This window comes from Photobacterium sp. R1 (assembly GCF_054600795.1).
In genome coordinates, this window is sequence record NZ_BAAHZP010000016.1 from 15,882 (window position 1) to 38,289 (window position 22,408).

Genomic DNA, 22,408 nt, shown 5'->3' on the forward strand with positions numbered 1-22,408 from the left:
GCCTTTATGGGTCAACTCCTCACAGGAGCCGAATGTGAAAGACTTACTTAAGTTTCTGAAAGCACAGCACAAGACCGAAGAATTTGATGCGATCAAAATCGGTCTTGCTTCACCTGACATGATTCGTTCATGGTCTTTCGGTGAAGTGAAAAAGCCAGAAACCATTAACTACCGTACCTTTAAGCCTGAGCGTGACGGTCTGTTCTGTGCACGTATCTTTGGCCCGGTCAAAGACTATGAATGTCTTTGTGGTAAATATAAGCGCCTGAAGCACCGTGGCGTGATCTGTGAAAAATGTGGTGTAGAAGTTACTCAGACCAAAGTACGCCGTGAGCGTATGGGTCACATTGAGCTGGCTTCACCTGTTGCCCACATCTGGTTCCTGAAATCACTGCCATCCCGTATCGGTCTGTTGATGGACATGCCGCTGCGTGATATCGAGCGTGTGCTTTACTTTGAATCTTATGTGGTTATCGAACCAGGCATGACCAATCTTGAGCGTAGCCAGCTGCTGTCAGAAGAACAGTATCTGGACGCGCTGGAAGAGTGGGGCGATGAGTTCGACGCGCGCATGGGCGCGGAAGCAGTGAAAGCACTGCTGGCCAACATGGATCTGAATGCTGAAATCGAACTGATGCGCGAAGAGCTGGAAGAAACCAACTCTGAAACCAAGCGCAAGAAGCTGACCAAGCGTCTGAAGCTGGTTGAGGCATTCGTACAATCCGGTAACAACCCAGAGTGGATGATCCTGTCTGTACTGCCAGTATTGCCACCGGATCTGCGTCCGCTGGTACCGCTGGACGGTGGTCGTTTCGCGACTTCTGATCTGAACGACCTTTACCGTCGTGTGATCAACCGAAACAACCGTCTGAAGCGTCTGCTGGATCTGGCTGCCCCAGACATCATCGTACGTAACGAAAAACGTATGCTGCAGGAGTCTGTGGATGCGCTGCTGGACAACGGCCGTCGTGGTCGCGCCATCACTGGTTCGAACAAGCGTCCGCTGAAATCTCTGGCTGACATGATCAAAGGTAAGCAGGGTCGTTTCCGTCAGAACCTGCTGGGTAAGCGTGTTGACTACTCAGGACGTTCGGTCATTACCGTAGGTCCATACCTGCGTCTGCACCAGTGTGGTCTGCCGAAGAAAATGGCGCTGGAGCTGTTCAAACCGTTCATCTACGGCAAGCTGGAAACTCGTGGTCTGGCGACCACCATCAAAGCTGCCAAGAAGATGGTTGAGCGCGAAGAAGCTGTCGTTTGGGATATCCTGGACGAAGTGATCCGCGAACACCCGGTTATGCTGAACCGTGCACCAACACTGCACCGTCTGGGTATTCAGGCATTCGAACCAGTACTGATCGAAGGTAAAGCGATCCAGCTGCACCCGCTGGTCTGTGCGGCCTATAACGCCGACTTCGATGGTGACCAGATGGCTGTTCACGTACCGCTGACGCTGGAAGCCCAGCTGGAAGCGCGTGCGCTGATGATGTCGACGAACAACATTCTGTCGCCAGCATCCGGTGATCCAATCATCGTACCGTCTCAGGACGTTGTACTGGGTCTGTACTACATGACCCGTGACAAGATCAACGCGAAAGGCGAAGGCATGTACCTGGCTGGCTCTGCTGAAGCAGAGAAGGCTTACCGTACCGGCAACGCCGAACTGCATGCCCGCGTGAAAGTCCGTATCACTGAGCACGTGAAAAACGAGCAAGGTGAGCTGGTGAAAAACACCCAGCTGGTGGACACCACTGTTGGTCGTGCCATGCTGTGGCAAATCGTGCCGAAAGGCCTGCCGTACAGTCTGGTAAACAGCGAAGCGCTGGGTAAGAAGCAAATTTCGAACCTGCTGAACACCTGTTACCGTGAACTGGGTATGAAGCAGACCGTTATCTTTGCTGACCAGATCATGTACACAGGTTTCGCATACGCGGCCCTGTCTGGTGTATCTGTTGGTATCGACGATATGGTTGTACCAGAAGCGAAGTACACCAAGATCGCCGAAGCGGAAGCTGAAGTTGCTGAGATTCAGGAACAGTTCCAGTCAGGTCTGGTAACAGCCGGCGAACGATACAACAAAGTGATCGATATCTGGGCAACCGCGAACGAGCAGGTTGCAAAAGCGATGATGGATAATCTGTCATTCGACACCGTGATTAACCGTGACGGTGAAGAAGAGCAACAGAAATCGTTCAACAGCGTATACATGATGGCCGATTCAGGTGCGCGTGGTTCTGCCGCTCAGATCCGTCAGCTGGCAGGTATGCGTGGTCTGATGGCGAAGCCAGATGGCTCGATCATCGAAACGCCAATCACCGCGAACTTCCGTGAAGGTCTGAACGTACTCCAGTACTTCATCTCAACCCACGGTGCGCGTAAAGGTCTGGCGGATACGGCTCTGAAAACAGCGAACTCCGGTTACCTGACTCGTCGTCTGGTAGACGTGGCACAGGACGTTGTGATCACTGCAGACGACTGTGGTACACACGCAGGTATGACCATGATGCCACTGATCGAAGGTGGTGACGTGAAAGAACCACTGCGTGATCGCGTACTGGGTCGTGTGGTAGCTGAAGACGTCCTGAAACCAGGTACGGAAGAAGTTCTGGTTCAGCGTAACACCATGCTCGATGAGAAATGGTGTGACATCCTGGAAGAAAACTCTGTCGACCAGGTGAAAGTACGTTCTGTTGTGACCTGTGAAAACGACTTTGGTGCTTGCCGTAACTGTTACGGTCGTGACCTGGCTCGTGGTCATCTGGTGAACCAGGGTGAAGCGGTTGGTGTTGTTGCTGCACAGTCAATCGGTGAACCGGGTACACAGCTGACGATGCGTACGTTCCACATCGGTGGTGCGGCATCGCGTGCTGCGGCAGAAAACAGCATTCAGGTGAAGAACAAAGGTTCTCTGAAGCTGCACAACGCCAAGTTCGTAACCAATAACGACGGCAAGCTGGTGATCACTTCACGTGCTGCTGAAATGACAGTTGTGGACGAGTTCGGTCGTACCAAGGAAAGCTACAAGCTGCCTTACGGTTCGATGCTGAGCAAAGGCGACAATGATGCGGTTAACGCTGGTGAAGTTGTGGCGAACTGGGACCCGCACACCATGCCAATCATCACTGAAGTAGCAGGTCACCTGCAGTTCGTGGATCTGATTGACGGTGTAACTGTCTCTCGTCAGACCGATGAACTGACTGGTCTGTCTTCTATCGTGATCCTGGATGGTGCAGAGCGTACCGGTACCGGTAAAGACATGCGTCCGATGGTGAAACTGGTTGATGACAAAGGCAACGATGTCATGATCCCAGGTACCGAGATGCCGGCTCAGTACTTCCTGCCTGGTAAAGCGATTGTCCAGTTGGAAGATGGTGCGGCTGTAGGTATCGGTGACACCCTGTCTCGTATTCCTCAGGAATCTGGCGGTACGAAAGATATCACCGGTGGTCTGCCACGCGTTGCTGACCTGTTCGAAGCGCGTAAGCCGAAAGAACCTGCAATCCTGGCGGAAATCACAGGTGCAGTCTCCTTCGGTAAAGAGACCAAAGGTAAGCGTCGTCTGATCATTACCCCATCTGAGGGTCAGCCATACGAGGAAATGATTCCTAAATGGCGTCAGCTGAACGTCTTCGAAGGCGAGAAAGTTGAGAAAGGTGATGTCATTGCCGATGGTCCAGAAGCGCCGCACGATATTCTGCGTCTGCGTGGTGTGAACGCGGTAGCGGAATACATCGTGAACGAAGTTCAGGAAGTTTACCGTCTGCAAGGCGTTAAGATTAACGATAAGCACATTGAGACTATCGTTCGTCAGATGCTGCGTAAGGTTACCATCACAGTTCCGGGTGACTCTGAGTTCCTGGAAGGCGAGCAGGTGGAATTCTCCCGCGTGAACATCGCGAACCGTCAGCTGATTGCCGATGGCAAACAGCCTGCACTGTTCGAGCGTGATCTGCTGGGTATCACCAAAGCGTCTCTGGCCACTGAGTCCTTCATCTCTGCTGCGTCGTTCCAGGAAACGACTCGCGTACTGACTGAAGCAGCTGTTGCTGGTAAGCGTGATGAACTGCGTGGTCTGAAAGAGAACGTTATCGTGGGTCGTCTGATCCCAGCTGGTACTGGTTTCTCTTATCACCTTGAACGTCAGCGTCGTCGTGATGCTGATCTGGCTCCGGTTGAGCCTCAGGTTGATGCCGAGCAGGCATCTCAGGACCTGGCGGCACTGCTGAATGCTGGCCTGAATGATGAAGACTAAGTCCGGCGCGTCTTTCTGACAAACCGAGATTAAAAAAGGCACCCTCCGGGGTGCCTTTTGTTTATCTGCTGTTTTTCATCGTGAGGTCATGAAAGATATGGTCTGAGAAAATTGTGCGATGTGCGGGAATTTCAGGCAGACAAAAGCAAGGCTGGCAGTCAGAGCGGCTGACTGCAGCAGTGGTCGGGACTCACAGCGTCAAACCGCTGTGATTATGCGCCGGGCGGAACCGACAGGCTTTCGCTGATCAGTTCAATCAAGTCATCTTCCAGTTCAAAGCGTAACTCGATTTTTTCCCCAACCGTAGACAGCTGCTGATCGAAATCATCCCAATCCTCACTGTCATCTGTGATCTCGCAATAGCGGTCGGCAAAGTTCAGTAAAGGGTCGGTTGTATTTGTGATTTGATGATAGAGCTGAGAGATTTCGGTGGTGGGGGAGTAGCCGGTGGCCTGCCATCTTGCCATCACTTTATCGTAGATTTTAAAGTGGCCTTCAGAGATATAATCGACCAGTTGTTGGCAGAAGAGCTGAAGTTGGGCAGACGTGGGCAGTTGCCGGGCCTTGGGTTCGAATGGAGGCAGACCCGCCAGCTTGCAGTAGTCGATCAGCAACTGCTGCCTCGACATGAGCCAGTGATCGATGACATCATTACTGCCACCCCATTGTTTTTGCACTTGTTCGAATTTACTTAGCATGACCATGTCCTCAGATCGCCCAGCATGTTGCATGAGCAGAAAACAATTCCTGTCAAACTCTTAGACACTCTAAGAGTACCATGTATGGCAGAGCCAAATTCCGTTGTTACGTTTAGATTGCCAGCAAAACAAAACCCCTGCAAGGAGAGAGGAATAGCCAATGTCAAAAAAGCAAGATCCCGCCTATTGGTGTGTGACCCGAGATCGCCGGATATATCTGGTGGATGGTAAGTTACCACTTACGCCAAACCCACCTTTCGACCTGGATCAAGCGCGATCGCGGACGATCGGAGAGCATCAGGGATGCGCGGTGAACTGGCTGGAAGATCCCGGGACGCTGCCAGAGAAATATTTTTATTCTCTGAGGGAATTGTTGGGGGAGGAGCCGGATCTCTTTATGCTGGCCGGAAAAGCGATGCAATTGGCTCACATGTGCGAGAGTCAGAGATACTGCCCGGAATGCGGTAGTAAAACAGAGCTTGCGAAGCAAACCCTGGCGATGCAGTGCCAGTCTTGCCTGCAGTTTCATTACCCCAGAGTGTCTCCGTGCATTATTGTGGCCGTGCGAAAGGGCGATCAGATTTTGTTGGCACAGCATCCCCGTCATAAGAGTGGGATGTATACGGTGATCGCGGGTTTTGTCGAGGCTGGTGAAACGCTGGAAACCTGTGTTGCGCGCGAAGTGGCGGAAGAAACAGGCATTCAGTTAACCAATATCCGGTATTTCGACAGCCAGCCCTGGGCGTTTCCGTCCAATCTGATGATGGGCTTTATGGCGGATTATCAGAGTGGTGATATCCGCCCGGATTATGAAGAGCTGGTGGACGCCCGGTGGTTCAGGCACGATCAGCTGCCGCCTGTCGCGCCACCGGGCACAATTGCTTTTCGTCTGATCCAGGCGACTTGCGATGCCATCCGGCAGGAAGCCGCAGTTCGGGAGGCTGATTAATCAGTCAGCGGAGATGTCCCGGATTGACCGGAAATTGGAGTATCTTCATTTATTCCGGGTGAGTTTCCGGAATCGCCCGGAAAATGGCTTTTGAGTGCTTGATCAGCTGGACGGCATATTGTGGTGACACGCTGTACAGCTGGCCTTTGCTTGCTTTAAAAGCGCTCTCCCAGCATCGGTCTTTATACACACCAGACTCAGTAAATTCGATCACAACTTGCAGGTTCATAGATCCTCCAATTCTTTGCATCGCCGATATTGGCGTCTTTTGACATTAACAGAGAATTGATAAAGAACTGATTAAAAAATCTGCAACATTAGATGATCAGAAATGAAATAAATTTCCCACATCGGGTCAGATGATCCAGGATGTGCTCCGGTCAGCATTAATTACGATTTGGCGGTCATACATGGCTGCTGTTACCGGGGCAGAGTGTTACAATACCGCCACTTATTTGCCAGGATGTTGACAATGACAGAATTGAAAAACGATCGTTATCTGCGTGCTTTGCTCAAGCAACCGGTTGACTGTACGCCTGTTTGGATGATGCGTCAGGCGGGCCGTTATCTGCCTGAATACCGGGCGACCCGGGGCCAGGCCGGTGACTTTATGTCGCTGTGCAAAAATGCGGAACTGGCCAGTGAAGTCACGCTGCAGCCATTGCGTCGTTTTCCTCTGGATGCGGCCATTCTGTTTTCTGACATCCTGACCATACCGGATGCCATGGGCCTGGGACTTTACTTTGAAGCAGGTGAAGGGCCGAAGTTTGAGCGTCCGATCAGCTGTAAAGCGGATGTCGACAAAATCGGAATCCCGGATCCGGAAGGCGAACTGCAATATGTGATGAATGCTGTCCGTCAGATTCGCAAAGACCTGCAAGGTGAAGTACCGCTGATTGGTTTCTCCGGCAGCCCGTGGACACTGGCCACGTATATGGTGGAAGGCGGCAGCACCAAGGCATTCACCAAGATCAAAAAGATGATGTATGCCGAGCCTGCAGTATTGCATGCTTTGCTGGACAAGCTGGCAGACAGCGTGATCTCGTATCTGAATGCGCAGATCAAAGCGGGTGCTCAGTCGGTGATGGTGTTTGATACTTGGGGGGGTGTGCTGACGCCACGTGACTACAAACTCTTCTCGCTGCAGTACATGCATAAGATTGTGGATGGTCTGATCCGTGAAAACGAAGGACGCCGTGTACCGGTGACTCTGTTCACGAAGAACGGCGGCATGTGGCTGGAAGCGATTGCAGCAACGGGCTGTGATGCTGTCGGTCTGGACTGGACGATTGATATTGCGGATGCCAAGCGCCGGGTGGGCGATAAAGTTGCCCTGCAGGGCAATATGGATCCTTCGATGCTGTACGCATCTCCTGAGCGGATTCGCGAGGAAGTGGCAGGCATTCTGTCTGGGTTTGGTGAAGGCACCGGTCATGTCTTCAATCTGGGCCACGGGATTCACCTCGACGTACCGCCGGAAAATGCCGGGGTCTTTGTTGAGGCGGTGCATGAGCTGTCAGCGCCTTACCACAAGTAAGCAGACCGCGTTATCAGCAGTGAAAAGCGAGCCCGATGGCTCGCTTTTTGTATGCGTTATAAGCCCAGATGCTGGTGGACATAGTCCCGGATGTAAGGCACAACTTCGGCTTCAAACCAGGGGTTTTTCTTCAGCCACAGCGTATTGCGGGGCGAAGGATGAGGCAGCGGCAGGTAAGTCGGTGCCCATTGCCGCCAGGCCCGGACCGTCTCGGTCAGGGTTTTGGGTTTGTCGGGCAGATAATAGTTCTGCGCGTACTGCCCGACCAGCAGCGTCATTCCGATATTGGGCAGTAAGGGCCAGACCTGGCCGTGCCACTGAGGGGCGCATTCAGGTCTGGGCGGCAGATCGCCGCTTTTGCCTTTTCCCGGATAGCACAGTCCCATGGGCATGATGGCGATGCGGCTGGGATCATAGAAGGTCTCCCTGTCGAGTTCGAGCCAGCGGCGTAGCCGGTCACCGCTTGGATCATTCCAGGGAATTCCTGTGTCATGCACCCGAGTGCCCGGCGCCTGACCGACAATCATCAGCCGTGCTTCACTGCTGGCCTGAATGACCGGCCGCGGTCCGAGCGGCAAGTGGGCCTGACACAGCGTACACTGACGGATCTGATGTAATAACGCGGGCAAGGCGTTCGGGGCTGGATTTGTTTTCATCGGCAGGTTTAATAACCCCGCTCAAAATCAATCTGAAATTGCAGTGGCTTTCCTTCAACATAGCGCAGGTAGTTGGTTTTGAATATCTCCATCACCTGTTCCGGGAAGCTCTCGGCAGCAATATGTGGTGTAACCGTGATACGCGGATGCTGCCAGAACGGATGCGTTGCAGGCAGTGGCTCCTGCTTAAAGACATCCAGAAAAGCGTGTGCCACGGCACCACTTTCCAGCGCCTGAATCAGGCCCGGTTCGCAGACGGCATTGCCGCGGCCGACATTGAACAGCAATACATCCCGGCAGTGGCTCAGACTCTCTGCGTTGAGTACATCATTGCTCAGTTCTGTGGCGGGCAGAATGGAAACCACGATATCAGCCTGCGGTAATACCCCGGTCAGCTGTTCGATCGGGAAGACCCGGGCAAAGCTGTTATTCGGGGTCTCACCGGAGCGGTTCACACCATAAATCGTCATACCGAGTGCCCGGGCTGATTGGGCCAGGTGCTGGCCGATGGTGCCGGTGCCCAGGATCACCATGGTTTTACCAGCCAGGGAGTTGTAGTGATGCTGCCGCCATATCCCTTGCTGTTGTTGCTCATGATACCTGGCAAAATGCCGCTGGTGGCTGAAGAGGAGACCCAGGACATACTCACTGATCAGCTGGCCGAAGAGACCACGGATATTGGTCAGGGTGTAATCTTTCCGTAATCCGGGGCGGATGAGGGTGTCAATCCCGGCATACGTTGACTGCACCCAGTGCAGGTTTGAAAATTCTTCCAGTTGGCCTGTCAGCAGCGGCGGATCGGCCAGAACCAGGGTCGCTTCCGCCGGATTGTCTGTCAGTGCCAGTTCCGGCAGTGCGGCGTTTTCGATGAGTTGACGGTACAGCTCGTACCGCCGGGAGATAATACAGAGTTGATGCATGGCTTTTTCCTTTTGCACAGGCAGCTTATCAAGTAAAATTCAACCAACGCTTTCAGACAGATTATCCCATGCTTAAAAATCCAATTCAGCTTCGCTTAGAAAAATTTGAATCCTGGCAATATCTTACATTTATGGCATCGCTGTGTGAGCGGATGTATCCGAACTATGCGTTCTTCTGCCGTGAGACCGGGTTTGCCGACCCTCAGCCTTACCGTTTAATTCTCGACAGTGTCTGGGAAATTTTGACGGTAAAAAATGCCAAGATCAATTTCGAGCGCCAGCTGGAGAAACTGGAAGAAATGGTCCCGGCGGCGGACGACTATGATTTGTATGCCGTCAGTCCGGCCATTGATGCCTGCGTCGCTCTGTCTGACGTACTGCATGCGCTGCTGGATCGTGATCAGATCCCTGAGATTGCGCTGAGCATCAGTTCACTGTCGGTTGAGACGGTAGTAAATCTGGAAGAAGCGCAGACAGGTGAAGCGATTACCAACGAGAATCAGAAGGAAAATCAGGCCGTCTGTGAAGAGTGGGATGTCCAGTGGGCGATTTTCCGTGCGCTCAAAGATGCGGAAAGCCGGGATATTGAACTGATTAAAGATTTGCGCAGAGAGCTGCGTGAGGCTTGTGTCAGTAACATTGGCATTGCGCTCTGATGTGAGTCATGCACAGCATTTGAAGGAACGGCAGGAGTAACATCCTGCCGTTTTTCTTTACGGGGTATCGTCCTCGTCGCGGTTTTCGATGACATTGTGTTTTTTCTTCCAGCGTTCCCAGCGCTGGAAAGCGAGCTGCTGCATGCTGGTGCTGATGTCGGCTTCATCGACAATTTCCTCGCCGACCAGGCTCTCAAAGACGTCTTCCAGCGTGACCAGACCCATCACCGTCCCATATTCATCCACAACCAATGCCAGCTGGGCCCTTGCCTTCATCAGCTTCTCAAAGGCAACCGGGACGGTATCAATATTCATCACGACCGGCAGCGGACGCATCATCTCGCTGAGGAGGATGTTGCCCCGGCCGCTCTGGCTCTCGGCAAACAGTTCCAGCCGGTGAACAAACCCCAGGATATTGTCCTTGCTGCCCCGGTAAATCAGCGGGCGTGAGAACGGGCTGTCTTTGGCTGTGGCCAGAAACTCATTGATGGTCAGATTATCCTCGACCCGAAACAGTACCGGACGGGGCGTCATGATTTTGGTGACGCTGACATCACAGAACTGCAGCAGGTTATGCATGATTTTTGACTCGCCTTCGGCCAGTTCACCGGATTCTTTGGCCAGCATCGCCATAGCCGACAGTTCATCTCGCAGTTTTGGGGGCTGGTGGCCCTGCGACAAGCGGCGGGTGATCTGCTCGGAGACCCAGACAAATGGCCGTAACAGCCAGACCATGACACTCAGTACCCGGGCGGTCAGCGGCGCCAGCTGGCGCCAGTAGGTGGCTCCAATGGTTTTCGGAATGATTTCAGACAGCAGCAGAATGCCGACTGTCAGTGCAGCGGAGAAGACGCCCAGCCATTGGCTGCCGAAAACCACCGCAGCCTGAGCACCCGCCGTTGCAGCACCAATGGTATGGGCGATGGTGTTCAGGGTCAGAATGGATGCCAGCGGCCGGTCGATGTTGTCTTTCAGCTCTGTCAGTTTGTCAGCCATCGGGTGGGACTGCTGACGCAAAGTGCCGACATAACTGGGGGAAATGCTCAGCAAAACGGCTTCAAGGACGGAACAGATAAATGAAATACCAATCGCAATCGCGATGTAAAGGGTCAGAAGTATCATGCGGTTTAGACAGCTCTCATCGGAAAAATCACCCCATTTATTGGTGTTGTACGGAGCAAAAGCAACCAGCACATTCTTCAGGATAGTAACAATTTGTGAACTTGCGCTCAGTTTATGGTTAAAGAGCCCGCAGCTGACCACAGGAAGACAGACAAACCTTTGCCACATGGGCTTCTTTTGAATTAGAGTGGATGCGTCTGAAGAAAAAACCTTAGAAGGGAAACCGAATGAACAAGACCCAACTGATTGAACTGATTGCTGAACAAGCGGATCTGACTAAAGCGCAAGCGAAAGACGCGCTGGAATCTACCCTGAGCGGCATCACCGAAGCACTGAAATCCGGTGACCAGGTTCAACTTATTGGCTTTGGTACATTTAAAGTAAACCACCGCGCTGCACGCACTGGCCGTAACCCACAGACGGGTAAAGAGATCCAGATCGCAGCGGCAAACGTACCAGCTTTCGTAGCCGGTAAAGCGCTGAAAGATTCTGTAAAATAATCTCAACTCCGTCGACGATCCTTCTCGGCGGAGTTTTTCTTTTATGAAACGAACCTGCCTGATTTTTATTTCTCTCCTCCTCACTGCCTGTGGCAGTACGCTCATGACACCCCATGCACTTTCTTCGTTAGAACGCCTGAGTGGCGGCCAGGTCGCCGGTGACGCATCGTCTCTGTACTGGGCCGGGATCCGTCAGTCCAGACCTGAATTTTTATCTGAACGTGTATGGATGGGTGAGTATGGTGAATACCAGACTGAATACCGCTGGCGGGAAGGACAACTGCGTGAGCTGAAGCGTACAGGAACGGCGCTGAAAGATGATGCGCTGCAGCCGTTTGAGCTGCATGTGCGTTATGATCAGCACGGCGAGGCGGTTTTCCAGCGTTACAAGGTGGGAGAGAGTGTTTTTCCGCTGTCGGATACGCAGCTTCATCAGCTCAGCCAGCAGGCTGAACAGGCGATTGCTGTGGTGAAGGCACAGTCCCGTGACGGTCTGGAGCTGATGCAAGGGGTATGGGACGGACAGCGTTTTATCCGTTGCAGCGATCACTCTGAGCACAAGGTGGACTGGCAGCATATCCCGGTAAAACCCGGTTATGTTGCGATGGTGGCGAAGTCTGATGGCCGTGGCAAGCTGACCGCAGATGCGGTGTTGCTGAGTCGTGTTTCTTCCCAACAGTGTCTGACAAAGCCGGTTTTACTGGATGCTTCCTGAGCGTGAGAACACACCCGAATGAAACAAAGGCGCCGTCAGGCGCCTTATCTTTATCCGACTGTGTCATCAGCCATTGGATGATTGCTGCTCACGGGCAATGGCACGGTAACCAATGTCATCGCGGTAGAAAACACCATCCCAGCTGACTTGTTTCGCCAGGGCATAAGCGCGTTGCTGGGCTTCAGAGACGGTTGTCCCCATTGCAGTGGCACAAAGCACACGACCGCCGTTTGTTACAACCTGGCCGTCTTTGCTGGCCGTGCCGGCATGGAAGATTTTCTCGGCATCGCCATCCTGCTCAGGCAGGCCGGAAATCACGTCCCCTTTGTTGTAGGCAGCCGGGTAACCGCCGGCGGCCAGCACGACGCCAATGGCGGCACGCGGGTCCCACAGGGAATCAACGGTATTCAGTTTACCGTCCACTGCAGCCAGGCACAGTTCAACCAGATCGGATTGCAGGCGCAGCATGATTGGCTGGGTTTCCGGATCGCCGAAACGGCAATTGTACTCAATGACTTTCGGGGTACCGTCGGCCATGATCATCAGACCGGCATACAGAAAACCGGTATATGGGTTTCCTTCCGCGGCCATGCCTTCAACGGTTGGTTTGATCACTTCATCCATCACACGCTGGTGGATGTCAGGAGTCACAACCGGTGCCGGAGAATATGCTCCCATACCACCGGTGTTCGGGCCGGTGTCGCCGTTGCCGACGCGTTTGTGGTCCTGACTGGTGGCCATCGGCAGGATGTTTTTGCCGTCAACCATGACGATAAAGCTGGCTTCCTCGCCATCCAGAAATTCTTCGATGACCACACGGTGACCCGCTTCGCCGAATGCATTGCCGGCCAGCATGTCACGTACTGCGGCTTCCGCTTCTTCCAGGGTCATGGCGACAATCACGCCTTTCCCGGCAGCCAGACCGTCGGCTTTCACGACAATCGGGGCGCCTTTTTCTTGCAGGTAGGCCAGCGCGGGTCCAATTTCGGTGAAGTTCTGATATTCCGCGGTCGGGATCTGATGACGGGCCAGAAAGTCTTTGGTGAAGGCTTTGGAGCCTTCCAGCTGCGCTGCAGCCTGTGTCGGACCGAAGATCGGCAAACCGGCCTCGCGGAAGGCATCAACGACACCGATCACCAGCGGCGCTTCCGGACCGACGATGGTCAGCGCGATTTCATTTTCTTTGGCAAATGCCACCAGTGCCGGGACATCCTCAACACCAATCGCAACATTTTCCAGTTTTGGCTCCAGTGCGGTACCAGCGTTGCCCGGTGCAACGAAGACTTTTTCGACCTGTGCAGACTGTGCCGCTTTCCAACCCAGCGCGTGCTCGCGGCCGCCGTTACCAATCACAAGAATTTTCATGCTCAGTCCTTTACCTCGTGAGATGGAGGAAAGCCCCTGATTAGATCAGAGGCTGAAATACGCAGGAAGGCGCCGAATGGACGCCTTCGGGAAATGTTAGTGACGGAAATGACGCATGCCCGTGAAGACCATCGCCATGCCGTGTTCATCGGCAGCCGCAATGACTTCTTCGTCGCGCATCGAACCGCCCGGCTGAATCACGCAGGTGATCCCAGCTTCAGCGGCGGCATCAATGCCATCGCGGAACGGGAAGAAGGCATCCGACGCCATCACACTGCCAGCCACTTCCAGATTTTCATCCGCGGCTTTGATGCCCGCAATTTTCGCAGAATATACGCGGCTCATCTGGCCGGCACCGACACCAATGGTCATATTGCCTTTGGCGTACACAATCGCGTTGGACTTGACGTATTTGGCGACTTTCCAGCAGAACAGCGCATCACGCAGTTCTTCTTCGGTCGGCTGGCGTTTGGAAACGACTTTCAGATCGCTCTGAGTCACCATCCCCTGATCACGGTCCTGAACCAGCAGACCGCCATTTACGCGTTTGACGTCGAACCCAGTCGTTTTGCTGTGCCACTGACCACATGCCAGCAGACGGACGTTCTGTTTGGCAGAGACCACTTCGACCGCTTCTGCACTGACACTCGGGGCAATAATCACTTCCACGAACTGGCGGTCGATAATGGCTTTTGCCGTTTCGGCATCCAGTTCGCCGTTGAATGCAATAATACCACCGAAGGCTGACGTCGGGTCGGTCTTGTAGGCGCGGTCATAAGCTTCCAGCAGGGTTGCACCCAGTGCAACACCACAAGGGTTAGCGTGTTTGACGATGACACAGGCCGGCTGGTCGAATTCTTTCACGCATTCCAGTGCGGCATCGGTATCCGCGATATTGTTGTAAGACAACGCTTTGCCTTGCAGCTGGCGTGCGGTTGCCACAGAGGCTTCCTCAGGCTGGGCTTCCACATAGAACGCGGCATCCTGATGGCTGTTTTCGCCATAACGCATGTCTTGTTTTTTGATGAACTGCTGGTTGAAGGTGCGCGGGAATTTCGATGCCTCGTCGCCTTCTTGCGCTTGTTGATGAAGAGCAGGGTCCCCATATGAAGGGACCATGGTGCCAAAGTAGTTGGCGATCATGCCATCGTAAGCAGCGGTGTGTTCAAATGCGGCAATGGCCAGATCAAAACGGGTGGCATGGGTCAGAGAGCCGTCGTTGTCGGCCATCTCCGCCAGCACGCGGTCGTAGTCGTGTGCATTGACCACAATGGTGACGTCTTTGTGGTTTTTCGCTGCGCTGCGTACCATCGTCGGGCCGCCGATATCGATGTTCTCGATCGCATCTTCCAGCGTACAGCCTGGTTTGGCGACGGTTGCCGCGAACGGATACAGGTTCACCACCACCATATCAATCGGTGCAATGCCATGCTCAGCCATGATTGCATCATCCTGACCACGACGCCCCAGGACGCCACCGTGTACTTTCGGGTGCAGGGTCTTCACGCGGCCATCCATCATTTCAGGGAAGCCGGTGTAGTCGGAAACTTCAGTAACCTGAATGCCCTGGTCAGCCAGGAGGCGGGCAGTCCCACCGGTGGACAGAATATCGACGCCACGGTTGGCAAGAGCTTGTGCGAATTCAACAATTCCCGTTTTGTCTGATACGCTGATCAGAGCACGGCGAATAGGACGAGCGTTTTCCATTGCTACCATCTCTTTGATTGCGGTGAATTATTTGCCAAAAGCTGACCAGAAACGTACGGTTGCCTTTGGCAAATAGCCTCATCCGGCAGAGTGGACAGGATTGAGTGATGGCGCGTATTTTACATGATTCCCTGCGTTGCGCAAACGTTTGCCTTGGGCGTTTTTTGTCTGGAACGATGTGTCTGCAATGGCAGGAGGAGAGGAGCTTTGAAACCCAATGGCTAGGTATTTGATTGGACAGCTGGCTAAATTGTGCGACGTCAGCAGTGACACCCTGCGATTTTATGAAAAAAACGGCTTGCTGGTGCCCAGGGAGCGCAGTGAAGGCGGATACCGTCTGTACCATGAGGAAGACTTATCTCGTGTCCGTTTTATTTTGCGTGCAAAGGCGGTCGGGCTCAGTCTTGAGGAAATTCGAGAACTGCTGACCATCCGTCTGGAAGCCGATCAGCACAGCTGTGCTGAGGTGAAAGCGATTACTCAGGCCAAACTTGATGATATCGATGCCAAATTGGCAGAACTGCAGCGGATTCGACGCGCTCTGAAGAAGATTAATGATGCCTGTTGCGGGGAAGCAGACGATGATGCCAGCCATTGTTCGATCCTCGAAGCCCTGGCGGATGAACCCCACTGAGCCGCCGTTTTCCGGACATAAAGAAAGAGGTATGCGCCCCTCATGAACTGTGGTAGCGTGAGGCATCCAGCTTTTTCAGGATAAGGAATATCATGCTGAATACGAACGAATATTTTGATGGAAATGTAAAGTCAATTGGCTTTGAAGCGCAGGGTGCGCGCAGCAGTGTTGGCGTGATGCTGCCTGGCAATTACACTTTCTCAACCGCGGCGCCTGAGCGTATGACGATTGTGAAAGGGACGATTACCGTGAAGCTGCCGGGCCATGTTGAGTGGGAAACCTACAACGCCGGTGATGACTTTGAAGTACCAGGTGATGCCGCTTTCGATGTTCGCATTGAAGAAACCACCGCTTATTTGTGTGATTATTTGTAAGCTAGTTCAATCAGACCGGGTCGGATCCATACCGATCCGGTGCTGTCAGTATTGAATCCATTGTGCGTATCCCACTCTCTTCTCCCTATTTTGATGTATTGAAGCTCGCTCTTTAATCAAGCTTTGCACTCAGTGTGGCTCTGGGTTTTTAAATGAGATCTCATTTGATAAATTGATTAGAGCTTGTTTTGTATTATCCGTTTAATGTGCCTCTTGGAACTGACTTCAAAAATAAAATCATGTTCCATCAATGAAAGTGATTATCCTCCCATTTAAATATATCAATCAAAGGACATCTAACCTGGAATAACCCCCAACAGTTTATAATTTTGTTATAAATGTCTGAATGCTGATGTCGAACTGAATGTGAATAATCAATCTGCTGTTGAGAATAAATAAGTAAAAAAACATTCATTGATGTATTTTAAAGTAAATATATATGCGTGAATTTTGAAAAAATGAGTCATCTGTTTTAAGGGCCCCTCAATGAGTGAAACACAAGAACACAGGAACATTGTTGAAATTAGTGACGAACAAGTGAAAGCAATGAAAGCGAAGCTGAAAGACGCGCCTGTATTGTTTGAATGGACAGCAATAGTCACAATCGATAAATTTCGACAAGGTTTTTATATTCTGATCAGTGTTCTCTTTGGTGGGATATTCTTTGCTGCCAGTTATGAACCTGGCAGTTACTGGTTTTTACCAAAACTTTTTCTCTGTTTTAGTTTAGGCTGGGGATGGTGGATCTTTTTAAAGAACTTTGCTTGTTCGCCTTGGGTTTATCACTATCAATTAACCGCGCTCGGGATTCGCTACACCCAACTCGAAGATATTCCTGAATCCGCATACAGTGCTGTGCGAAAACTTGCTCGTGTTGGCATTGTCGTCTGTATCCTTTCTGTCTTTATTTTGGGGCCGTTTGCTTTTATAGGGGCCGGAGGGATGGCACTGATGGCTTTTAATTTTACCGGTTTTGAAAAGAGGGAAGAGGAATTTACTGCTTTATTTTATGAAAAAGGTAAAGTCGCTCTTCATCCAACAAAGAGGTGGATTAAGATGAGGGCGGATGTATCATCGTTTGCCTTTTACCATGAAGTGAACTGTCATCCTGAAGAATCTGAAGTTGTCCTAGCGGCGATTCTTGAATTCGCTGATGGGTATCAGCTGGTGGATGAAATTTAGATATCTGACAGATAAAAGGACGATGCAATATGGGATTTTCTTTCATTGTAATCAGAAATCTTGTTGTCATGTACGGATTGGACATGAATCATCCATTTTAAGGGCCCCTCAATGAGTGAAACACAAGAACACAGGAACATTGTTGAAATCAGTGACGAACAAGTGAAAGCAATGAAAGAGCAGCTGAAAGATGCACCTGTATTATTTGAATGGACCACGAGAGTCACGCCGGAAAAGTTTCATCAAGGTTTTAATATTTTCCTCAGCTCTGTTTTTGGAGGGGTGTTTTTTATTGCAAGTTATGAGCCTGGCAGTCTTTTGAATATTCTGAAATTTTTGCTTTGTTTTGGGGTAGGATGGGTGGCTTGGGCCTTTTTACATTATTTGGCATGTGCGCCAGCGATTTATCACTATCAATTAACCGAAGTTGGGATCCGTTATACGCGACTTGAAGATATTCCAGAATCCGCATATCGTGCTGTGCGAAAACTAGCCCGTTTTGGTATTGTCGTTTGTATCCTTTCTGTCTTTATTTTGGGGCCGTTTGCTTTTGTTGGGGCCGGTGGGATGGCACTGATGGCTTTTAATTTTACCGGTTTTGAAAAGAAGAAAGAGGAGTTCTCAATTTTATTCTATGAAAAAGGTAAAGTTGCTGTCGATCCAACCAAGAGGTGGATTAAAGTGAATGCAGACGTGTCATCATTTGCTTTTTATCGAGAAATGAACTGTCTCCCTGAAGAGGCTGACGTTGTCCTGGCAGCGATTCTTGAATTCGCTGATGGGTATCAGCAGGTAGATGATGTTTTATCCTGACCCAATTGCTTGGGCTTGAGTGGTGAGTGCTTGCAGCCTTTGACAGAAGATGAATTCAGGCAGAGACAGACCGTGGATTAAAACGGGCTGTCTTTATTCAGCTCAGTCGCAATCCCTGAAATGGCCAGTGCCAGGGTAGATTTCACCACCTGTTCCTGCCGGGCCATTTGCATCTGATAGAAACTGAGATCAATGTCTTCTGAGATGGGGGCCATGTCGAGCTGAGCCACGCCCATCACATTCGCCTGATGCAGCGCTTTAATCTCTTTGATGATTTTAGGGTCCGTAAAGCTGTATTCAGAGCCGTCCCGGTTGAGCATGTCTCTGATCCGAAGACAGCGTTCTATATCCTGATAAACAGGCTGCGCAATGACGCCCAGTCCATACAGTAGTTTCAGACGAACCGTCAGTTCTCCGAGTGGGCCAGAATCGTGCAGCAAAGGCTCCACCACGGACTTCACCGCAAAGTCATCTTTCCGGAAAATCCGTTGGATCAGTCTGTCCACTGCTTCCTCCAGAATCTCAACAGTGGCAATGAAAAAGCCGCGAACTGTGTTGGCTTCGTTCAGTCGCTCAATGATGTCTGCTTCGTGTTCACATGGTGGCATGGATAAAAGTTCTCTTTGCTGCAAAAAACGGGGAGTGCACTCCCCGTATATTTTCAGGATAAGGCCTGATAGCACTGTTCAATACGGCGGGCCGCATCGCTGCCAGCATCCAGTCCGGTGTATTGAGCCAGTGTCTGGCATACCCCTTTTTCTCTCAATGTGTTTTGTAACTCGACCGCCTGCGAATCGCTGGGATTGACGTACTTCAGTGCCGCCGCAATCCCGGTGATCAGGGTTTGGTTGGGGGTTCCGTATTCAATCGTTCCCAGTAATGGTTTAATTAGCCGGTCGTTACTGCCCAGTTTACGGATGGGCTGTCGGCCGACCCGGTCAATCTCATCACGCAGGAAGGGATTGGCAAAACGGGTCAGGATTTTTTCGATATAGGCATTGTGCTGGTCCCGGTCGAAGCCGTAGCGGCGGATCAGCACTTCACCGCTTTCGCGCATGGCATTTCTGACCTGAGCACGAATATCGTTATCCTCAATGGCATCCCGGATGGTTTCATAACCGCGCAAAGCGCCCAGATACGCCGTCATGATATGACCTGTGTTGAGTGTAAACAACTTCCGTTCAACAAATGCCATCAGATCGTTGGTGGTTTCCATGCCAGCGATGGCAGGAATGTCGCCTTTAAACTGTTGCTGGTCGACAATCCACTCGCTGAAACTTTCGACGGTGACTTCCAGCGGATCGTCGTTGGCGGCATCCGCGGGCGGGACGATGCGATCGACAGCAGAGTCAACAAAACCCACGTAGTCATCTGCCAGAGCCTGATCCGCCGGCGACAAATGTTTGTAGACTTCGGCTTTCAGGTGAGTGGTGCCCCGGACCATGTTTTCACAGGCGATGATATTCAGGGGCTGCTGGTTGCCCGAAGCAAACCGCTTGGTCAGCCCTTCGGCAATGGTTCTGGCGATCTTATCCAGTACCGCCGGGCCGACGGCTGTGGTGATCAAATCTGTCTGGACAATTTGATCGATGACATCCGGCCCTGCGGCATTCACGGCTGTGATATGACTGACCGTATCAAGATGGCAGTCGTTGCCTACCACTTTGACGGTATAAGACTGCGCATGGCTGAGCTGATCGATGAGTGGCTCGTTGACGTCGGCAAAAGTAACATTAACCTGTGCATCTGCCAGAACTTTACCGATGAATCCGCGGCCGATATTGCCAGCGCCAAAATGAACTGCTTTCATGATGATTCCTACCTTCAATGAGAGAGGCCGGCAAGCCCGGCCTCGAAAGACACTGCCTCAGGCTGCTTCTTCGCTGGCAAGAATGCTCAGCACTTCTTGCACGTCCTGCGTCCGTTTGAGGCGTTCAATGGCCTCAGGATCATCCAGTGCATTGGTGATGGTTGTAATCACTTGAATATGTTCATCATTTTTGGCGGCGATGCCGATCACCAGATGGGCGATGTCATCTTCGTCTTCGGTAAACAGGACGCCGTCCGGATACTGGCAAATGACGATGCCGGTTTTGATCACACGGTCCTTGGCCTCGACCGTGCCGTGCGGCACCGCAATGGACTCGCCGAGATAAGTGGGGACCAGGGCTTCACGGTCGAACATGGCATTCACGTAATCTGGTTCGGCATAGCCCAGTTTCACCAGTTGTTCACCGGCGAAGCGGATGGCTTCTTCCTTATTTGTAGCTCTCAGTCCCAGATGAATATTGTCGGCCTGGATCTGGAACACTGAGGGTGGCTGCGGTGTCAGTGAATCATCGTTAGCTGCCACCGGGGTCAGCTTGACCAGTGTCGGGTCATTGGCGGCATCCGGACTGCTGGCGGCGATAATCCGGGTGATCAGATCGTTATAAACCTGACCGTCCAGGAAGTTGGTCAGTGAAATATGACAGGCATGCGGAGCGTGCTTGCGGGCACGTTCCGTCAGATCCCGGTGTGTGATCACTACATCGACATCATCCGGCAGGTTATTGATGGCACTATTGGTGACCTCAATATTCAGTCTGGCTTCATTCACTTTTTTGCGCAGCAGACCGGCACCCATGGCACTCGACCCCATGCCGGCATCACAGGCCACAATCATACGGCGCACTTGGCTAAGTTCTGCCCCGGAAGACTGTTTTGCATTGACCGTGGCCTTGCCTTCAGAGGATTTACCGGATTTCATGGCCTTCATTTTTTCACTGGCTGCTTCCAGCGAGGTACCATCATCTTCGTCGGTCACTTTCTGGGTTTTCAGCAGGAGTGACGCAACCAGGAAGGACACGCTTGCCGCTGCTGCAATGGAGCACAGGACACCGACCATGGAAGACTTCGGCGCCATCAGCATGACAGCAAAGATTGAGCCCGGTGAAGCGGGAGAAACCAGACCTGCGTGGAACAGGGTCAGGGTGAAAACCCCTGTCATCCCGCCAGCTATGGCGGCCAGGATCAGGCGCGGGTTCATCAGAATATACGGGAAGTAAATCTCGTGGATCCCACCGAAGAAGTGAATGATGGCAGCACCCCCGGCGGTTTGTTTTGCCGTGCCGCGACCGAACATGATGTACGCCAGTAAAATACCAAGCCCAGGACCCGGGTTGGCCTCAATCAGGAAGAAGATGGACTGGCCGACTTCATTGGATTGCTGGATTCCCAGCGGCGAGAAAATGCCGTGGTTAATCGCATTATTCAGGAAGAGGATCTTCGCCGGTTCAACGAAAATTGAGGTCAGGGGTAACAATCCTGCATCCACCAGGAAGTTCACACCTGCTGCCAGGCCACCGGAGAGAATCTTCACGAAAGGGCCGATCAGGAAGAAGGCAATAATGGCACAGATCATACCAATGATGCCGGCGGAGAAGTTATTGACCAGCATTTCGAAGCCGCTTTTGATTTTGCCTTCCACGGCTTTATCAAAGTGCTTAATGGCCCAGCCGCCCATCGGGCCGACAATCATGGCCCCCATGAACATAGGAATATCGGTACCGACAATCACACCCATCGTGGTGACGGCACCGACGACAGCGCCCCGGTCGCTACCAACCAGTTTACCGCCGGTATAACCAATCAGCAGCGGCAGCAGGTAGGTGATCATCGGGCCAACCAGCTTGGCGAGCGTCTCATTTGGCAGCCAGCCGGTCGGAATAAACAGTGCGGTGATAAACCCCCAAGCGATGAATGCACCAATATTGGGCATTACCATGTTGGAGAGGAAGCGACCAAAATTCTGTATCTTGATCTTGGTGTCTGGTGATATCATGACCTTTCCCCGTTTGATGTTCAGTTTTAAGTTCTGTTGTGTGGATAACGGTTCGCCAAAACCGTCGATTGCTTCGTACCCAATCAATCTACCACAGATCCTGAAAACCAAACTGATGACGGGGGTTTCGTGACTCCCGTCTCCTTTCTTAGCCAATCCCCACCAAATTATTGTGATCCCAGCATCATTCCGTCGCTGTAATTCCCTTACATTACTTGAGTTTTAAAATTGTCAAATTAATTTTAGGTGATCAGCGCCTCAATTACTGACTGTTTGCCATTTAAACTTTTGGTGATAAGAATCACACAATTAGTATTTTCTGGATGGGTTGAGCGAATCTAGAGTGATGTGGATCACTGCTGGGTTTTTGTTTGAAGGGCGAAATAAATAATGGCAAAGTACTGGCTGATGAGATTGTAATAAAATTACGATATGTGCTGTCTGAAGCAAGTGGATGGCTTAACAAGTGAACCGGAATATGTAAAAACTCTAGACTGTCTTAGAG

Annotated in this window: 20 protein-coding genes; 10 read left to right on the plus strand and 10 right to left on the minus strand. The window is 51.9% G+C overall.

Going from position 1 to position 22,408, the window contains the following annotated elements; all coding sequences use genetic code 11:
• Positions 1–34 precede the first annotated feature (34 nt).
• Positions 35–4,252, plus strand: coding sequence for a DNA-directed RNA polymerase subunit beta' (gene rpoC, locus ACYP03_RS20315; protein ID WP_248144359.1), 4,218 nt, complete (start codon positions 35–37; stop codon positions 4,250–4,252).
• A 212-nt stretch (positions 4,253–4,464) separates the two neighbouring features.
• Here rpoC and rsd read toward each other — a convergent pair whose 3' ends face one another.
• Positions 4,465–4,950, minus strand: coding sequence for a sigma D regulator (rsd, locus tag ACYP03_RS20320; protein WP_330961752.1), 486 nt, complete (start codon positions 4,948–4,950; stop codon positions 4,465–4,467).
• A gap of 160 nt (positions 4,951–5,110) precedes the next feature.
• Between rsd and nudC the strand changes: the two genes are divergently transcribed.
• Positions 5,111–5,899 carry an NAD(+) diphosphatase gene (nudC, locus tag ACYP03_RS20325; protein ID WP_459781912.1) on the plus strand — a complete coding sequence of 263 codons (789 nt, stop codon included), beginning with the start codon at positions 5,111–5,113 and terminating at the stop codon, positions 5,897–5,899.
• 49 nt (positions 5,900–5,948) lie between these two features.
• On the opposite strand, the gene ACYP03_RS20330 is transcribed toward nudC, so the two are convergent.
• Positions 5,949–6,128, minus strand: coding sequence for a hypothetical protein (locus ACYP03_RS20330; protein WP_248144371.1), 180 nt, complete (start codon positions 6,126–6,128; stop codon positions 5,949–5,951).
• Positions 6,129–6,371: 243 nt separating this feature from the next.
• Between ACYP03_RS20330 and hemE the strand changes: the two genes are divergently transcribed.
• A complete protein-coding gene (hemE, locus tag ACYP03_RS20335) occupies positions 6,372–7,436 on the plus strand; it encodes a uroporphyrinogen decarboxylase (RefSeq protein WP_459781913.1) in 1,065 nt (354 codons plus the stop codon).
• A 56-nt stretch (positions 7,437–7,492) separates the two neighbouring features.
• On the opposite strand, the gene ACYP03_RS20340 is transcribed toward hemE, so the two are convergent.
• Both ACYP03_RS20340 and ACYP03_RS20345 read right to left on the minus strand, forming a co-directional pair.
• Entirely contained in the window at positions 7,493–8,092 is a 600-nt protein-coding gene (locus tag ACYP03_RS20340; protein WP_330961749.1) for a uracil-DNA glycosylase family protein, read from the minus strand.
• Positions 8,093–8,100: 8 nt separating this feature from the next.
• Positions 8,101–9,012: a D-2-hydroxyacid dehydrogenase gene (locus ACYP03_RS20345; protein WP_459781914.1), complete on the minus strand. Its 912-nt coding sequence runs from the start codon at positions 9,010–9,012 to the stop codon at positions 8,101–8,103.
• A gap of 68 nt (positions 9,013–9,080) precedes the next feature.
• Here ACYP03_RS20345 and ACYP03_RS20350 point away from each other — a divergent pair, with 68 nt between their 5' ends.
• Positions 9,081–9,668 carry a YjaG family protein gene (locus tag ACYP03_RS20350; RefSeq protein WP_248144353.1) on the plus strand — a complete coding sequence of 196 codons (588 nt, stop codon included), beginning with the start codon at positions 9,081–9,083 and terminating at the stop codon, positions 9,666–9,668.
• Between the two features lie 57 nt (positions 9,669–9,725).
• Here ACYP03_RS20350 and ACYP03_RS20355 read toward each other — a convergent pair whose 3' ends face one another.
• Positions 9,726–10,790, minus strand: coding sequence for a hemolysin family protein (locus tag ACYP03_RS20355; protein ID WP_330961755.1), 1,065 nt, complete (start codon positions 10,788–10,790; stop codon positions 9,726–9,728).
• 227 nt (positions 10,791–11,017) lie between these two features.
• Between ACYP03_RS20355 and hupA the strand changes: the two genes are divergently transcribed.
• Together hupA and ACYP03_RS20365 are read left to right on the plus strand one after the other, a co-directional pair.
• Positions 11,018–11,290 carry a nucleoid-associated protein HU-alpha gene (gene hupA, locus ACYP03_RS20360; protein WP_248144352.1) on the plus strand — a complete coding sequence of 91 codons (273 nt, stop codon included), beginning with the start codon at positions 11,018–11,020 and terminating at the stop codon, positions 11,288–11,290.
• Positions 11,291–11,333: 43 nt separating this feature from the next.
• On the plus strand, positions 11,334–12,005 hold the full coding sequence (locus ACYP03_RS20365; protein WP_248144351.1) for a DUF1481 domain-containing protein: 672 nt from the start codon (positions 11,334–11,336) through the stop codon (positions 12,003–12,005).
• Between the two features lie 66 nt (positions 12,006–12,071).
• On the opposite strand, the gene purD is transcribed toward ACYP03_RS20365, so the two are convergent.
• Both purD and purH read right to left on the minus strand, forming a co-directional pair.
• A complete protein-coding gene (purD, locus tag ACYP03_RS20370; protein WP_459781915.1) occupies positions 12,072–13,370 on the minus strand; it encodes a phosphoribosylamine--glycine ligase in 1,299 nt (432 codons plus the stop codon).
• A gap of 96 nt (positions 13,371–13,466) precedes the next feature.
• A complete protein-coding gene (purH, locus tag ACYP03_RS20375; RefSeq protein WP_459781916.1) occupies positions 13,467–15,077 on the minus strand; it encodes a bifunctional phosphoribosylaminoimidazolecarboxamide formyltransferase/IMP cyclohydrolase in 1,611 nt (536 codons plus the stop codon).
• 217 nt (positions 15,078–15,294) lie between these two features.
• Here purH and zntR point away from each other — a divergent pair, with 217 nt between their 5' ends.
• The 4 genes from zntR (at position 15,295) to ACYP03_RS20395 (ending at position 18,080) form a co-directional block, all read left to right on the plus strand.
• Positions 15,295–15,711 carry a Zn(2+)-responsive transcriptional regulator gene (zntR, locus tag ACYP03_RS20380; protein ID WP_459781917.1) on the plus strand — a complete coding sequence of 139 codons (417 nt, stop codon included), beginning with the start codon at positions 15,295–15,297 and terminating at the stop codon, positions 15,709–15,711.
• A 92-nt stretch (positions 15,712–15,803) separates the two neighbouring features.
• Positions 15,804–16,085, plus strand: a complete 282-nt coding sequence (ppnP, locus tag ACYP03_RS20385; RefSeq protein ID WP_330961745.1) for a pyrimidine/purine nucleoside phosphorylase — start codon at positions 15,804–15,806, stop codon at positions 16,083–16,085.
• 486 nt (positions 16,086–16,571) lie between these two features.
• Positions 16,572–17,267, plus strand: a complete 696-nt coding sequence (locus tag ACYP03_RS20390) for a hypothetical protein (RefSeq protein ID WP_459781918.1) — start codon at positions 16,572–16,574, stop codon at positions 17,265–17,267.
• Between the two features lie 111 nt (positions 17,268–17,378).
• Complete coding sequence (locus ACYP03_RS20395; RefSeq protein WP_459781919.1) at positions 17,379–18,080, plus strand: hypothetical protein; 702 nt, start codon at positions 17,379–17,381, stop codon at positions 18,078–18,080.
• A gap of 77 nt (positions 18,081–18,157) precedes the next feature.
• Here ACYP03_RS20395 and ACYP03_RS20400 read toward each other — a convergent pair whose 3' ends face one another.
• Genes ACYP03_RS20400 through ACYP03_RS20410 form a run of 3 tightly spaced genes read right to left on the minus strand, consistent with a single transcriptional unit; the run spans position 18,158 to position 21,903 of the window.
• Positions 18,158–18,688 carry an MltR family transcriptional regulator gene (locus ACYP03_RS20400; protein WP_248144345.1) on the minus strand — a complete coding sequence of 177 codons (531 nt, stop codon included), beginning with the start codon at positions 18,686–18,688 and terminating at the stop codon, positions 18,158–18,160.
• A gap of 53 nt (positions 18,689–18,741) precedes the next feature.
• Positions 18,742–19,890: a mannitol-1-phosphate 5-dehydrogenase gene (locus tag ACYP03_RS20405; protein WP_459781920.1), complete on the minus strand. Its 1,149-nt coding sequence runs from the start codon at positions 19,888–19,890 to the stop codon at positions 18,742–18,744.
• Between the two features lie 57 nt (positions 19,891–19,947).
• Positions 19,948–21,903 (minus strand): PTS mannitol transporter subunit IICBA, encoded by a 1,956-nt coding sequence (locus ACYP03_RS20410; RefSeq protein ID WP_459781921.1) that lies wholly within the window; start codon positions 21,901–21,903, stop codon positions 19,948–19,950.
• Between the last annotated feature and the right edge of the window lie 505 nt (positions 21,904–22,408).